At 38.0% G+C, this 16,593-nt stretch carries 9 protein-coding genes; 2 read left to right on the top strand and 7 right to left on the bottom strand.

Translation table 11 applies throughout. The features are described 5' to 3' along the window. Positions 1-102: 102 nt before the first annotated feature. The 4 genes from CRO54_RS02620 to CRO54_RS02605 form a co-directional block, all read right to left on the bottom strand. A complete protein-coding gene (locus CRO54_RS02620; protein WP_097128370.1) occupies positions 103-891 on the bottom strand; it encodes a sensor histidine kinase in 789 nt (262 codons plus the stop codon). Further along, complete coding sequence (locus CRO54_RS02615; RefSeq protein ID WP_138765730.1) at positions 884-1,408, bottom strand: hypothetical protein; 525 nt, start codon at positions 1,406-1,408, stop codon at positions 884-886. Before CRO54_RS02615 ends, CRO54_RS02620 begins: the two co-directional genes overlap by 8 nt. A gap of 122 nt (positions 1,409-1,530) precedes the next feature. Next, entirely contained in the window at positions 1,531-2,166 is a 636-nt protein-coding gene (locus CRO54_RS02610) for a hypothetical protein (RefSeq protein ID WP_138765729.1), read from the bottom strand. A 165-nt stretch (positions 2,167-2,331) separates the two neighbouring features. Beyond that, positions 2,332-2,742, bottom strand: coding sequence for a hypothetical protein (locus CRO54_RS02605; protein WP_097128363.1), 411 nt, complete (start codon positions 2,740-2,742; stop codon positions 2,332-2,334). A 226-nt stretch (positions 2,743-2,968) separates the two neighbouring features. Between CRO54_RS02605 and CRO54_RS02600 the strand changes: the two genes are divergently transcribed. Then, entirely contained in the window at positions 2,969-3,637 is a 669-nt protein-coding gene (locus CRO54_RS02600) for a response regulator transcription factor (protein ID WP_097128361.1), read from the top strand. 166 nt (positions 3,638-3,803) lie between these two features. Further along, entirely contained in the window at positions 3,804-4,340 is a 537-nt protein-coding gene (locus CRO54_RS02595; protein WP_097128359.1) for a M15 family metallopeptidase domain-containing protein, read from the top strand. Between the two features lie 88 nt (positions 4,341-4,428). Here CRO54_RS02595 and CRO54_RS02590 read toward each other — a convergent pair whose 3' ends face one another. From CRO54_RS02590 to CRO54_RS02580, 3 genes are read right to left on the bottom strand one after another with little or no spacing between them, the layout of a single operon-like run. Further along, positions 4,429-6,453, bottom strand: coding sequence for an OmpA family protein (locus CRO54_RS02590; protein WP_097128356.1), 2,025 nt, complete (start codon positions 6,451-6,453; stop codon positions 4,429-4,431). An 11-nt stretch (positions 6,454-6,464) separates the two neighbouring features. Next, entirely contained in the window at positions 6,465-7,460 is a 996-nt protein-coding gene (locus tag CRO54_RS02585; protein ID WP_097128355.1) for a PorP/SprF family type IX secretion system membrane protein, read from the bottom strand. Positions 7,461-7,503: 43 nt separating this feature from the next. Next, the gene (locus CRO54_RS02580) at positions 7,504-16,308 is read right to left on the bottom strand and encodes an Ig-like domain-containing protein (RefSeq protein WP_097128354.1); all 8,805 of its coding nucleotides are present in this window, start codon (positions 16,306-16,308) and stop codon (positions 7,504-7,506) included. Positions 16,309-16,593 lie beyond the last annotated feature (285 nt).

Raw genomic sequence — 16,593 nt, 5'->3', positions numbered from 1 at the left:
AGTCATGTAGCAAATTGCCGCAAATATAATGTTATTTAGACTAAGTCAAAATAAAAATCCAGTAAATTGATGTAGATTATTTTTTATGAGCTAAAAAAGATTTTAATTTTCAGAAGATAGCGGACAAGAAACGGCTAGTCTAAAACCTTTACCTATCTCGGTATCTATTTTGTAAACAGCATTAACCATTTGCAAACGACTTTGAATGTTCTGCATTCCTATACCACCTCGCTTTTCGAGCACTGCTAAATCAAACCCTTTACCATTATCTTGGTAATTAATTTGCAGGTCATCATCTTTTTTGAAAGAAATGGCAATTTCTGTAGCATTTGCATGTTTAATAGTATTATCTACCAATTGAGTAAGCACTCTAAATAGAGCTAGAGCGGTTTTTTCAGGCAGTTCTACTTCCTCAATATCTTCCTCTTGTTCAATAGAAATTTTTATTTCTCCAGTGTTGTTAATTAGTGTTACAAAGGCCTCTATGGTGGTAAATAATCCAAAAACAGCCAAGCCAGGAGGCGATAAATCATGGGAAATGTGTCGAACGTCTACGATCATTTTATCTATGAGCTGTTTGGCTTCGCTCATTACTTCTTCCTGGTCGGTTGACAGTTGATTTCGAAGTGAGTTTAACATCAATTTTATAGCAGAAAGTGTACCTCCTATCTCGTCGTGAAGGTCTTGTCCAATTCGTTTACGTTCTACCTCTTGAGAATCAATTACCGCATTAAGTAATTCCTTTTGTTGCGCAATTTGGCTTTCTTGAAACTGTCGTTTCTGTTTCCAAACTACACTTTGATTTTTGATGTAGAATAGCAAAAAAGATGCTACTAAAACAAGCAGCAATACTACTCCGTAAAAAATCAGTAGGTAAACGTTATCAACCATTATTGTCTTTCTTTATGAGCGTAAAACCTTTTGCAAATGCTAAATACATACCTAAAACTAAGATAGAGTGTATATCCCAAATGATGCTATTTAATGCTCTATTTGAACTTACAAATACAAAGTAATTAGAAAGTATGAATATGAGTGTTGCCGTTGGAAAATAAATTAAAACCCCGATGTTAATCCAACTGGTTGGCTGTTTCAACCAATCTTCAACAAATCCGCTTTTATATAGAAAAAGTAAACTTACTACAGTTATTGAAATAGATTCTAATGGCCTCGTATAAGTATTAAACTCGTTGATACTTTGCAGAAATACGAAATTAAGGACGAAAAGAATAGGCAAACCTATCATAGCTATCCTCAAAACCTTCTTGATTTTCCTATCCTGAAAAACAAAAGAAAAGTACAGCATAAAGAATACTATTTCTAGAATGGTGAAAATATGTAACAAAAATAGATTTCGCACACTATAATTACTTAAAATGATGGCAGTTAAATTAATGGATCCAGCCATTATCAAATAATAAAACAAGGTCCTAGCAGCTTTATCCGCATAGCGATATTTTGATAGAAAAAGGCCAATCGGCAGAAGAATACTTAGCGGAACTAAGAATGCGGTCAATAAATTTTTAAACATTATTTTTTTATTAAACTAAAAGCTTTGGTCCAAATAAGATACATTGCCAAAACCAAAATAGCATGTAAATTCCAAATAGAGCGAGACATTTCGCCATCACCACCTACAAAAGTAAAATAATTGGCTAGTATGAAAATGATACTTGCTGCCGGAAAATAAAGCAATATGCCCATATTCACCCAATTGATTGGTGAGCCTAACCAATTTTCGGAAGCACTACTTTTGTATAAGTATAACAGGCATATTACCGTAATAATTAAAGCCTCTAATGGTCTAGTATAGGTATTGAAAGTGAATAGATCTTGAATGAAAATGAAATTGACAACACACAAAGCAGGAAATGCAAACATGATCACTTTAATCACTTTTTTTATATTTTCATTTTCAAAAATAGAATGAAAGTAAGCAAGAAAAAATACCGTTTCTACAACTGTATACAAATGAAGAAGTGGTAAATTCCGCATTCCCATTCTCACAAGAAAAAGTGCAGCCAAATTAATAAGGGCTGCTAAAATCAAAAAATAAAATAAATATTTGAGACCTTTACCCGCTAACTTATATTTAAACAAGAAAACTATAATAGGTAATAGAATACTAAGAGGGACGATAAATCCCATGAAAATATTTTTAGGCATTATTTCCTTTAAAAAACTCTTATTGAGAAATACAGATCAAAAATTAAGATTTAATAAAGAGCAGTTTATTTAAGGAGAGGCTACATTTTGAATACCTATTGGCAGTTTTATTCAATAAACTGACCAATAGGTAAACTGATGAATAATTAATTTTTCAATATTTATTTAAACATACAAAGGACTATCTGGATCGCATTTATCTGGACAAGGCTGCGTAAAATCGTAGATGTCGCTATCATCATCTTCTTCGCCTTCTACCCCAGTAGTATGTGCAACAATATCAGAACCAGCTAAATCTACAGGAACAATAAGTGCAGTAACATCATCTGGTAGCGCTTGATCGCCATCTTTAACAGCAAAATAAGCTCTAACTCCAGTTAACGAATTACGGATATTTCCATGCTCATCTAATTCCTGAAATTTTTCAATAATAGCCATGATATCTGCTATAGGAATAAATACAGCTCTAGGAATATTTGCTTCTGGAACTTGTTTGATTAATTGATCACGGAAACGGGTTACTCGAGCAATCGCTTCGTCAAGGGGCACGGTTGGCACGTTAATTCTTGATTTCATCTTCTAAATTTTTTAAGTGGTTTTTAATGTTTTTTTGACAACCTAAGGTTTTACTTCTAGTTTATTTTTGTCGAATCTAATAAAAAAAAGATATTTGTAAACCTACAAAAGCTATGTTATTTTAAAATATTCTGCTTATCAGATATTTCTAGTAGATTAAAACTATTAGGAGTAAGTATTTTATTCTAACAAAAGCAAATTACTACAATTACAAAACCTTTGAAGCATGAGAATTAATGTTGCAATAGCAGACGACCAAAAATTATTTAGAAAAGGAATGATTGCTCTTGTAAATTCTTTTGAAAATATGAAAATCATATTTGAAGCTGAAAATGGAAAACAGTTAGTAGACTTTATAGATTCAGAACAAGAAAAGCCTAACATTATTCTTCTCGATCTCTCTATGCCGGAAATGAACGGGCTTGAAGCTTTAAAAATCATTAAAGAGAATCACCCAGAAATTGGCATTGTTATTTTGACCATACACGAGGCAGAGCATCATATTTTGGCAACTATACAGGCAGGTGCAAATGGTTATCTGGCAAAAAATGCAGAACCGGAGGAAGTAGAAAAAGCAATTAGAGAAGTTTTTAAGAGTGATTTTTATTTCACGGTACCCATGCTGGAAATTATGCGTAAGGGTTTAACCAAAAAACCTCAAGCAGTAAATTTAAATCAAGAAGACTCACTTACTCCAAGGGAAAAAGAGGTACTGCAATTAATTTGTAAACAATTTAGTAGTATAGAAATTGCCGAAAAACTGTTTTTAAGCAATAGAACTGTTGAAGGGCACAGGAATAATTTACTTGCCAAAACTGGTAGTAGAAATACCGCTGGCTTGGTCCTGTATGCTTTAAAACATAAACTTATCGAGATAGACCACCTATCTAACTAAACCCTCTTTTCAAGAAACTAGGTAATTTTACCTGGTTCACCGCGTAGTTTTACCTGTTCGTCATTATACGCAAAAAAGCTCTATTCCATTCTTTTCATTTTTTGTCACTTAGTGGTGTCGAAATTAACGGCTCTCCTTTTTAGTTTCAATTAAAAAAAGAAATAGAATGAACAATTACTTTTCTTACCCAATGAGCAACCACGTAGACGATAATCTAATGATTATCAATGACATTAATTCTAACGACAGCGAATTCTATAATGTATCAAGCGAAATCCTTCCAACCATAAAAACCTTAATTAGCTTATGTGCTGAACAAGGGCTATTCATTAAAATATTGAATAGATCTACTGTGGTGCGCAAATATTTGATTGACAACCTTGATTTTGATATTACCGCAGCTTATGAAGCTACCGAAAACCCGACAAACATTACTTACCATAATTTTGGTTTAGCTTTTGGCGTAGGTATTTACGAGAGTTCTGCTTCGGGTAAGCTCAAATATTTAGACCACAAAATGCTTTACGATAAAGTGGCAAAAATCGGAGAATCTATTGGTTTAACTTGGGCCGGAAATCTCCCTTTCTTATCTAACCTAAGATATTTTGAATTACGCCCCAACTGGGCAAGCAATATGAATGACAAAGAAATGATGAATGAACTTTACCGCAGAAAAGACGCCCAGGTAAGTTTACTAGCATAAGATATTTGGTAAATTAGCTCTCAATTTTGTTCCATCTAAATGGACAAACAAAAGCCCCCGAAATTCGGGGGCTTCACTGTTTTATGGATTATTCAATTTGCTTTTGTTTTGTGACTTTAAATTCTGTTCTTCTATTTAATGCCCTGCCTGCAGGGTTATCTTTTTTGCCGCCTTCTGTTTGATTTAGCGCTACGGGCTTACTAAATCCGTAACCTTTGGAGGTTAACCTATCTGGCGTAATGCCTTTACTCATTAAATACGCTACACAAGATTTAGCTCTTTTATCAGACAAATCCAAATTATAAGGCTCAGACCCGATGTTGTCTGTATGGGCACTCAACTCAATCTCAATATTCGGGTTATCAATCATTACCTGGAAAAGTGTATCCAAAGTCTTTTTAGATGAATCCGTTAGTTCGGCACTGTTAAATTCGTACAAGATATTTTTTAACACAATTGGTTTATTAATTACCATTGGTTCTAAACAGAGTTCTGAACTTAGCAAAGTATCTGCCTTAAATAATTGCGCATAATTGTAGCTGATATTTTTAGCAAAATATTTGTCTTTCATCACATTAATTTGCAAGTCTCTATTGCTTCCAACTTGAAAATTATACCTACCATTGACATCTGTTTTCATCACTTGTTCTGGAACGTTGGTTCCAACTGCGGTGATAGTTGCACCAGCCAGAGGTTTTTTAGTAGCGCAATCTAAAATTGTTCCCTGTACACTTATATACTCGCGTACTACTTGAAAGACCTCTAAACAACAAACCGACTCTCTATCTGAACTGATGTAGGCTTCTTTACCTGCATCATCTAAAGCGGCAAAATAGATATCGTCTTTAGCAGAGTTAAATGGATATCCCATATTTATAGGTTCGGCCCATTCTGCAAAATCGCCTACAGATTCGTAAAAATCAAAACCTCCCAAGCCTACTCTACCGTTACTGCTAAATACCAATTTTTGAGTTGCAGGCAAGTAATAGGCAGCCTGTTCATCTTCTTTGGTATTGATTTTTTCACCCATATTTACCGGGCTGCCTACGCTACCATCCGACCTCAAGGTTGCAAACCACAAATCATAACCTCCTAAACCTCCAGGTCTATCAGAAGAGAAAATCAAATATTTGCCATCTCTAGTCACCGAAGGCTGCATAGAATTGAAACCATTTATGTTGATTTCTCCACCAAGTGAAACTGGTGCTCCCCAACCATTCCCTTCTTTTCTACTGATGTAGATGTTACGTTTTTGATACTCCTTATCTGTTGCCCAAGCTGTTAAAAACATCATTTCTCCATTAGGATGCACAGTAGCCGCAGCAGATTCCATCTTTTTAAAATCCATGTTGATTTTTTGGATGTTTACTTTTTCTGCTGTTGGATTTTCAATAGCTACAGAGTAAATGGTATTTACATAAGGGGTTTCTTTTTTAAATACCCTCAGCTGCCCCTTGCTGCCTTCCAATATTTGATTTTTACCTTCGCTACCCACTGGCCTAGATGAAGTAAAATACAATTCGGAGTTACTTACAGCCGGTGCATAATTAGAACCAGCTTGATTGATATTATTACTCAATCTTGCAATTTTAAACATTCTAGGATAGCGCATCTCGTACAAAGCATACTTTGAAGAAGCAATTTCTAGTTTAGCTTTAGCAATAAAATCATCGTTTACTTTATACTTATCGATGAAACTTTCAAATGATTTGATAGCCTCATCGTATTTAAGATTTGCTCTAAGACACTCGCCGTACCAGAATTCACTTTGTGCGTATTTAGGATTGGTGAATTTATTAGATACAGCATACCATTTTTCGGCATCTCTAAAGTTTTTATATAATCTTAAAGATGATGCCAATTGGTAAACTGCGTATTCGTAATCGTCTTTTCTAGGGCTGGTTTCTTTCATTCTTTGCTCAAAGCCATAAGGAATTACAAAACCGGCACTATCTGGAGAAATTTGCAGCACTCTTTTATAATATTCTGCAGCTGCATAGTATTCTTTATTGAGGAAATACACATCCGCTATGCGTTTATTGCTTGACCCCATTTGTGCATTTGCTACATTGGCAAAGCACAGTACAACAATTAATATTTTAAGAAATTTCATAAGTTTTAGTTTTAAAGTCGAGGACAAAAGAAGTTAGGACCAATAATGCCTTTTCTAGCACTGAAAGAAACCGAAAGTTCTAAACCTCCCTTACTTCCAGTGGCTCTGTTTAAACCAGAGGTATTGAAATCATAGCTCAATCCGAAAACCATACTTTTGATATGGAAACCCAAGAAAGCTATTGCGGCATCGTCTACACGATAATTAGAACCAAAAAGTAAATCGGTTTCTGCATTTAACATCATCTGTGCGTATGCTCCTACGGCAACTTCTTGGGCATTTCCTTGTTTAAGGAAAAGTGCATTAGGTGTAATATCAAAAACATTGTTTACTCTAACTTTAGCGCCACCATGAGCGGTGAACCTCATTGGTACTTTAGCATCACCTCCTATAAATTTATCTTTTGGTCTGTTTAAATGGGCTACAGTAGCGCCTGCAAATACATTTATCTTTTTATAATCGGCAGCATCAAAAAACATTACACCGGTATTAATATCTGGAGCAGTAAAACTTTGACCCGAGATATTCTCGTCGAACATCATCCCTCCATCGTAACCCATTCCTGGATTATATTGGCTACCCAAGGTAATTTTAGACATATCGATGCTTTTGTTAATGATACCAGCCTGTAAACCAAAATTGATGATTTTATCGCCAGCTTGTCCAAACCTGATACGATAGGAAGCAGAAGCCAGAGCGTTTAACTGGTTATAAGAAACCGAACCAGCACGCTGATTAATTATCATCCCGCCAAAGGCGAAGTTTTTGATAGGAGCAGCATCAAATGACGCTCCTACTGTTAAATATCCATCATTTAAATTGCTCCACTGTTGTTTAGCGTTAACATTTGCTCTATATGCTCCATCTGTTACACCAGTTAAAGCCGGGTTTAACCATAATGGATTAGCATAATATTGAGAAAAATGTGGATCTATCTGTGCATATGCTTTATTTGCAATAATCGCTAACGTAACCATTACTGCAACTAATATTCTTGTCTTTTTCATTGGTACTATTTTAAATAAAACCATGTTCCGTTTAATTTGAGATTTATCGCAGTAGGGTTATTGTACCTTTAAAGGTTTTTACGGTTCCACTGTTAAAGGTTACGTCTACGTAGTAAACATAAACTCCTGTTGGCTGATTCCTACCTCTGTAGGTTCCATCCCACCCTTGCAGTAAATTCTGCGATTCGAAAACGAATTCACCCCACTGGTTGTAAACCCTCATTCTGAACTTAGCCACATTATTTCCGTAGGCCAAGAAGAAGTCGTTTCTACCATCGTTGTTAGGTGTAAAGGTGTTAGGAATATACAGCTCATCCTTAAACGGTTCGCTTGTTGTTGCTGTAATGGCGTTTGAATTTGCACTGGTTAAACAAGGAGATGCTCCCAAAGCTCTTACCACGATGGTTACATTTTGTCCCTGAGCTAAACCTGCTACCAAATAACTAGGCGTTGATGCTGCAATCCAAGTTAATCCGGCATCTATTGACACGCTGTAACTAGCTGCCCCTGGAACAGCTGGCCAAGTAAACAAGATGCTGTTGCTGGTTATGGTAGTAGCAGTTACTACCGGAGCTGGCAACGGAGATAGTACATTTACCGTTACCGCTGTTCTTGTTGCGCTTACACAGGTACCTCCTGCAGATACAGCTTCTACATAAAATGTAGTTGTAGCTGATAAAGCAGGCGTAGTGTAAGTTGTGCCAGTATGTAATGGTGTACCTCCATTAGGTGTAGTGTACCATCTGTAGGTTAGATTTAAATCAGGGTTATTTACCGTAAGTACAGTACTAGAACCTGCGCAAATATCACTAGCAGCTACAGTTACATTTGTTGGTGCACTTGGAGGTGTACCCACTATTACATCTACCCTAGCTCTAGTTAACGATGCACAACTTCCAATACTTGCTTCAACAAAATAACTCGCATTAGCAGTTACATTAGGTATTGTTAATGTTGCTCCTGTACCTACCACGGTACCATTAGATAATGCTGTGTACCAAGTGTAGGTTACACCAGTAACTGGATTACTTACAGCTAACACTACCGAACCATTTGTGCAAGTAGTAAGGGTTGAGTTTGCTACCGTTGGACTAACTGGCCTTGTAGTTACCGTAACCACAACAGCAGTTCTTGCAGAACCTCCAGTACAACCTACCGTACCAACCGCTCTTACGTAGAAAGTTACGTTTGAGTTAAGTGGTTGTGTAGTGTAGGTTTCTCCTGTGTGCAACAATGTGCCGTTTGTAGCGCTGTTGTACCATTCGTAAATGGTATTAGCCTGAACATTCGTTACCGTAAGTGTTGTTGAGTTATTGTTACAAATACTTGTACCAGCAACGGCAACCACTGGCGCTTCTGGCAAAGGATTAACCGTTACCATTATTGTAGCTGCGTTACCTGGTAAATTCTCACATTTATCGCTGCCTTTTACAGTTACATAATACGTTTTATTTGCCGTAAGCGATGGTGTAGTAAATGTAGTTCCGATAAACACCACGTTTGTTAACGCTGGATTATCGTACCAAGTAAATATTGGATTACTAATTAAGGTTGTACTAGATGCAGTTAAAGTAGTTCCCGATCCAACGCAGGTAGTAGTATTTCCCGTTAATGAAATATCTGATGCTATAGCGATAGATTTTACAATTACACTCACTGATTTAGCTTGTGAAATAGGGCTTTCACATCTATTATCCCCTTTAACCGTTACATAGTAGGTAGCATTCGCATTTACAGTTATCGTAAATGGAGACCCTGATCCTACAGGTACGGTTAAAGCTGGATCAGCATACCATGTAAATATTGGATTTATAACTGTTGCACTACTTGCCGTAAGCGTAACAGAACCAGGACCGCATCTTTCTTGAGTTTGCGATACCATCAAATCTGCACTTGTTGATGGCGGATTGACCGTGATAGACACTGATTTGGCATTTCCTGGTGCGTTTTCACATTTTTCATCACCACTTACTGTTACGTAATAAGTTACGTTTGCAGTAACCGAAGGAACAGTTAATGTTTTGTTAGTAGTGATCAAGGTAGTTAAAGCTGCATCAGCGTACCATTTAAATATTGGATTAGTTACTACCGTGGTACTTGAAGCTTCTAAAACTACTTGGTTAGCAGCACAAACGGTAGTACCACCAGTAACTTGTATATCCGCAGCGGTTGCTCTCTCACCTACGGTAACCGTTACTTTTGTTCTACCACCAGTATTAGCACAAGTGTTTCCGTTTAATGCTTCCACAAAATAATCGTGTACTCCAATAGCTAAATTGGTTGGTGTGGTATAGCTGGTGCTATTTAAAGCTACCAAGGTTCCAGCAGAGTTGTACCAATTAAAAGTAACGCCTACCACTGGCACTACACTTAAGGTAGCGGCAGTACCCAAACAAACACTTGTAGGATTAGCTGGCGAAGGAACTGGCGGTACTGGAGTTGGCAATATAGTTACCACCACCAATGTAGCAGCGGTTTCGCAACCATTTACTACTGCCCTCACATAATAATTATAAGTCCCTGTAGTTAAACTAGTTGACGTAGTAAACGTACTTCCCTCTGTTGGCGTACCTGTATTATTTAAATACCATCTGTAAGTAACACCAGCAATTGGATTGTTTACACTTAGCACGGCTCCAGTCCCTGCACAGGCACTTACTACTGCTGCATTTACCTGTGGAGCAACGCCTACACGTTGTGCATAGTTAAAATCTACTGATGTAAACGCACTAACTAGACCTGAGTTTAAACGAAGTTCTACAGCATCAAACTGTTGCGCCGGAACAAAGGTTAGCGTAGCTGCACTTCCATCACTTAATAAGTCTATTTTAATTAAAGGATTGTTAGCGAAAACAGCATCGTTATTACTTGTATTGCCATTATAGCTGAGCAAACTGATAGAAGGAAGCACTGCTAATGACAATAGTTTACTTGGTGAGGTGATGCGAACTTTAACTGTATCGCCCAAATTAGACAAACTACCAAAACCAACTCTTTGATAAGCGTAAGAACCTAGTGCGCCCACTGCCATAACTAAAGATGAAGCTGTTTCAATCTTGTCATCAACAGCAAGTTGCGGATTAAATGCACCACCTAAACCAACGCCAACTACTCCCGCATCTAAAGCTAGATTTGCTGCAAGACAAGGTACTGGTCCGGTATTTCCGTCAGTTACTACCGTTACTGTTACCGGAATTCTGGCCGACGCACAACCGCCACTTACAAAAGCCTCTACATAAAAGGTTCTTGTACTTGCAATTGGATCCGTTAAATACGAATTTCCCGTTTGCAATAATGTACCAGCTGTAGGATCATCATACCATCTGATAACTGCATTTGGATTACTAGAACTCGCAGTTAAAAGTGCTCTAGAATTAGCACTTACGCTAACATTTGGAGTAGCTACAATTGGCGCATCTAATGTTCCTGTGACAATTTGCACTGTTGCTTTAGTAGCAGAGGCAATGTTACAAGATGTATCAAAAGCTTCTACCGAATAACTGATATTACCTGTAACGTTAGTTACCGTAAATGTTGGTCCATCCTTTCCAATTTGATAAACGTTAGAAGAATCATACCAACGGTAAACAATACCTGGAATTGGGTCCTTCACTTCTATAATGGCATTTCCATTTAAACAAGTGGTAATACTTCCAGATAATACAGTTGGTGCCGCCGGAACTGGTTTAACAGCTACGTTAACTACCGTTCTTGCACTTTCACAATCTGCGTTAGCAATTGCGGTTACAAAAAACTTAGTTGCAGCAGTTATATTTGGCGTGGTGAAAGTAGTTCCATCCGCACCTGTTTGATAAACGCCATTTTCATCGTACCATCTGTAAATAAAATTAGCTCTTGGATTTTGTACACTCAATTGAGCTGTAGTATTGCTACAAGCTACTACATTGTTTACAGCTACTTGTGGCGCAGCAATTACCTGTTGAACATAATTGATATTAACAGAATTTAAGGCATTAAGTACTCCTGCATTCAATCGAACTTCTACAGCATCAAATGCTTTTGTAGGCACAAAGGTTAATAGTGCTTGCGTACCTCCGCTCAGTAACTCTAAATTAATAAGTGTATTGTTTAAGTTGATGACATCATTGCCAGCTACGCCTCCGTTTAAGGTTGATAACTGTACAGAGTTTAACAAACCTAGAGAAAGTAATTTACCTGGAGAATTGATAGAAATTCTAACGGTATCGCCAATAGCACCCTGAACAGGGAATGTAAAACGTTGATACACATGACCGCCTAAAGCAGCTACAGGTAAAAATAAAGTAGAACCTGTTTGGGTATCGTTATCAATTGCTAAACCTGAGTTAGAAACACCAGCCAATAAAGCTATTCCATTTACACCATTGGTTTCTGATACTGGCGAAATACAAGGTGTTGGCGTTGGTGTGCCTGTGTTTACCGTAATGGTAATTGCTACTCTAGATGGAGAAACACACCCAGTTAAGCTTGACCTAGCTTCTACATAATAAGAAGTAGTAGCGTTTAATGGAGGCGTAACAAAAGTAGCTCCGGTATGTATTGGGGTAGCAGCATTTGCTGAAGTGTACCAGTTAAAATCTACGTTAGTATCTGTAGAAGTTGCCGTAAGCACTGCGGTTTGCCCAGCAGTAACCGTAGAAACCGAAGCTTGTACCTGAGGCAAAACTGGTCTAGGGTTTACCGTTACAGCTACCGACGTTCTGCCTGCACTCTGACAACCTGACTGCGTAGCTTCTACATAATAAGTTCTGGTTGCACTAACATTAGATATCGTGTAAGTAGCACCTGTAAATAATTCGGTGCCAGCAGTTGCAGCATCATACCATTTATAAATAACTCCAGCCTGCGGATTAGTTACCGCTAAAGTAACCGGCGAACCCTCACAAGCAGTAATAGTTGCCGCGGCCACAGTTGGCAAGCTTAACAATGGAACTACGTTTATCGTAATTGGCATTCTTTCGCTATTGGCGCAACCATCTCTAGAAACCTGAACATAGTAGGTGGTTGTAGCAGTTAAGTTTGGTGTAATAAATGGATTTGTTGTTACAGGTATTAAATTTCCGCCAACTGGGGCATCATACCATGCAATTTGAGTATTGCCATTTGCTGTAGCATTAATAGTAGCACTGGTGTTATAGCAAATTGTTTGGTTGTTACCAACAACTGTTGGATTTGGATAAACAATTTGTGCACCGTAAATATCGAGACTACTTAATGCGGCAACAACTGCTTGAAAACGAACCTCCACTCTATCAAATTCAGCTCCTGCCGCAAATGTAGCCTCAAATCTATTTCCTCCTAGCAATTGAAGATATACTAGCGAAGAATTTAATTGCAGTGTTCTAACTACTGCATTATTTTTCATGATGTTTACTGTAATGTTGCTCAAAACCGAAAGGTCTAGCAAACCAGCTGGCAAGCCTAAATCTAAGCGGATGCTATCAGTAGCTAAACCATTAGAAGGGAATACCAAACGCTGAAAACCAGTTGCAGCAGCTCCTACTGTTAAAGTAATACGTGTATAGTTGCTTTTATCCGCATCTACAGAATTACCAGGATTTGCAACCCCACACAACACACACAATAGTGACGATATTCCACTGCTTTGTGCATTGGCCGCAGTACAATCTGCACCGCCACCTGTAACTACAGTTACCACAGCAGGTGTTCTTGTTAAGCTAGCACAACCTTGGGCACTAACAGCTTCCGCATAAAAAGTAGTAGTTACTGCTAAATTTCCTGTAGCATACTCTTCTCCAGTAGCCAAAGGTGTTCCGCCAGTTGCAACACTATACCATCTTACGGTATTGCCAGCCGCAACGTTTGCCCTAACTACCGTACTTTGGTTGGCATTAATGGTTTGGTTATTAGTGGAAACAACTGCAGCACTTGGCGCTGGATTAACCGTTACATTTACGGCAACTCTTGCACTTACACCTGTTCCAGAAACAGCTTCTACATAAAAAACTGTATTCGAATTAATGTTTCCAGTGGTAAAAGTGCCATTGTTATTGGTAGCTAATGCTGTGCTTCCACTTGAGCCATACCAATTATAAGTCACAATTCCTTGTTGTGTATTGCTTACCGTAAGCGTGGCCGAAGTTCCAGCGCAGGTTACAACACTTGCCACAATTGGTGCAGGCACGTTAATTTTAATCTGATAATCGCTGGTTACCGTATTGGATGCTGCATCAGTTACTTTAATAGAGAAAGTATAAGTTCCTCCTGCCAAAGGTGTACCCGAAAGCTCTCTTGTGGTTGTATTAAATGTTAAACCGTTAGGTAGATTGATTGCTTCGTACGTGTAATTTGGTGTACCACCAGTAACGGCAGGCAATATTTGCGCTGGATAAGCGGTACCTACTGTACCATCTGGCAAAGTAGCAGTAGCCAAGGTTAATGCACCATTCACTTTTAAAGCGTAGGTATTTGTTATGGTCCTTCCTTCAGAATCTGTTACCCTAAGCGTAATGGTATAGTTACCAGCTCCAGATGGTGTACCAGTAATTTGTCTGGTAGTTTCGTTAAACTGTAATCCTGCTGGGATGTTAGTAGCTGTATAGGTATAAGAACCTGAGCCACCGGTTGCAGCTGGTAAAGTTTCTCCTGGGTAAGCTACGCCAGCTGTACCGTCAACCAATGTTTTATTGGCCAATACCAATGGCGTTCCCACTTTGATTTCGTAAGTATTCGAAACCTTTGTACCAACAGCATCAGTTACCTCAACAGTTACCGTATAATTGCCGGCAGTGATTGGGTTGCCAGTAATTTCTCTAGTAGTTAGGTTAAATGCTAATCCCGGAGGGAGACCAGTAGCAACATAAGTATAACCAGGTGTGCCACCCGTAGCTTCTGGAATAATTTGCGTTTGATAAGCCGTACCTACCGTACCGTTCGCTAACGTAGCATTTGGTAAAGCCAAAGCATTTCTGATGATAATCGGATAATTTACACTTACCGTATTTCCGCCTTGATCGCTTACATTTACCGTAACCACGTAAGAACCAGCTGTAGTTGGGTTGCCAGTAATTTCTCTAGTTGTATTATCAAATGTTAAACCTGGAGGAAGACCAGTAGCGCTATAAGTATAACCTGGTGTACCACCCGTAGCAACTGGAACAGTTTGAACAGGATAGGTAATTCCAACGGTACCATCAGGCAAAGTTAAATTACCCAAAACAAGTGCAGTAGTAATAATTAAGGTATGTGGCGTAGTAACTGTACAACCCTTGCTATCCGTTACCGTAATCAAAAAGTTGTAAGTATCTGCTACAGTAGGTGTTCCTGTTAAAGCTCCAGTACTACTTAAGGTCAAGCCAGCAGGCAATGTACTTCCTGCGGTTAACGTATAAGTATAACCAGCCGTACCGCCAGTAGCAGGAGTTAACTGTTTACTATAGCCCACATTTATAGTTCCATTAGCTAATGTAGTTGCTGCAAAATTAATTACTGGATTTACAGTTACTGTAATTGGAACCCTGACAGATTCAGATGTACAACCGATTTGTCGTGCAGCCACATAAAAAGTTTTATTAGCTGTTAATGGTTGTGCTGTAGTATAAGTTTGGTTAAAGGCTGTAACAGCAAGTGGGGTTTCACTTTCTAGAGCATCATACCAAACCAATTGGTTAGAAGAATCTGTAGTAGCGCCTAAAGTTGCGGTGCTGTTATAACAAATATTGAGCGCATTAGACAATGGAGCAGTAAACGTTGGTCGAGGTGCCGAACGGGTTACCTCATGAATGTTAAGTGTTTGTGTTAACGAAACTCCTAATACAGAAGATAGTGTAACCTTAACTCTATCAAATGTTTTACCAACAGGAACAGTAAACGGGATAGTTACCGCCTGTCCGCTGTTAAACAATCCTAATAAATCAAGATTTAAAAGTCCTCCTACCCCTGTTCTGCTAGATACTATGTCGTTGCCGTTATATGCTTCAACTGTAATATTACTGATGACACCGACATTCGCCAATGCTTGAGATACGCTTAATCTAACATTAAATTCATCTCCAAGTCTAGAGGGCGAACTATAATAAACGTTCTGACTAATAGTGCCTAAAAGTGTAATTACTCCTAAACTAGCTTTAGAGAAGGTAGCCGGGTTTCCATCAATTGCATTTTGAATATCGGTTACACCAGCAGCAGTTAAACCTAATAGATCTAACGTTGCGCCAGTACCTTCAAAATCTGTAGCAATCGGCGGATCGCAATTTCCTGTTCCTGAAACATGAAATGCATTGTAGACTTTAATTTCATTCGGACTACTAAGCAGCAAAGCATTAGTAACATCCTTAACGAATACACTACGATAAGCAACGGTTGGCGTTATTGCCAAATAATAAAACCCCTGAACATCTCGCACCAACTTAATATTCGTTGTTGAGAAAGATCCATTGCTAGAACCGATGGCCACATTGTTACCATTAGCATCTCTTGCGCCAACAGTAAAATAATGATCGCCTAAAACTACATTTCCTAATACACTAGCCAATGAAGATCCTAAGTTTCCTCCAAGCAATGTGTTTAAGATATCAGTGTCATAGCCGATTCGAACAAATGTTGTTCGATTTGCTTCTACATTTTGTGCAAAGTTTAATTGAAGTTCGCCACTATACCTACCTAAACCCAAGGCAGCGCCTCCGTAAGATTTTACAGATGCAAAAGTATTGTCATCTCTAGTAGCATTGTCTTTGCCATCTACGGTATTAGTAATTATCGTAGCTGTTGTGGCAAAGGTTTTCGTTTGTGCATACGAAGACTTAGAAATAATCGTTAGTAAAACGAGATGCAAGAAAATGACCGCCCATTGTGTCACCCTTGCTTTTGGAGTAGAGGTTTGTCCCATAAGCCTGGTATTTTTATTGTTAATTCATCACAATATTAAATACCCAATTCCGCCTTTGAGTCGTTCAAATTATTCATAAAAGGAGTACAACTAAAAAGAGTTTGTTCATTTTATTCGATTTAGTAAAATCGAGACAATATGTTAGTATAAGCGTTTAAAACGCTTATTTTAGCAACAACCAATAAGAGTAAAATACCTTTCAAAGGTGGTTCAATACCTTTTTTGAACATTCAAAAATTATTTTGACACTTTATTTTATTAACTTAGATGAAACGCTTAACTAAA

The organism is Pedobacter xixiisoli, from assembly GCF_900215335.1.
Taxonomy (GTDB): Bacteria; Bacteroidota; Bacteroidia; order Sphingobacteriales; family Sphingobacteriaceae; genus Pedobacter; species Pedobacter xixiisoli.
This window is presented reverse-complemented; position numbering and strand designations above follow the sequence as displayed.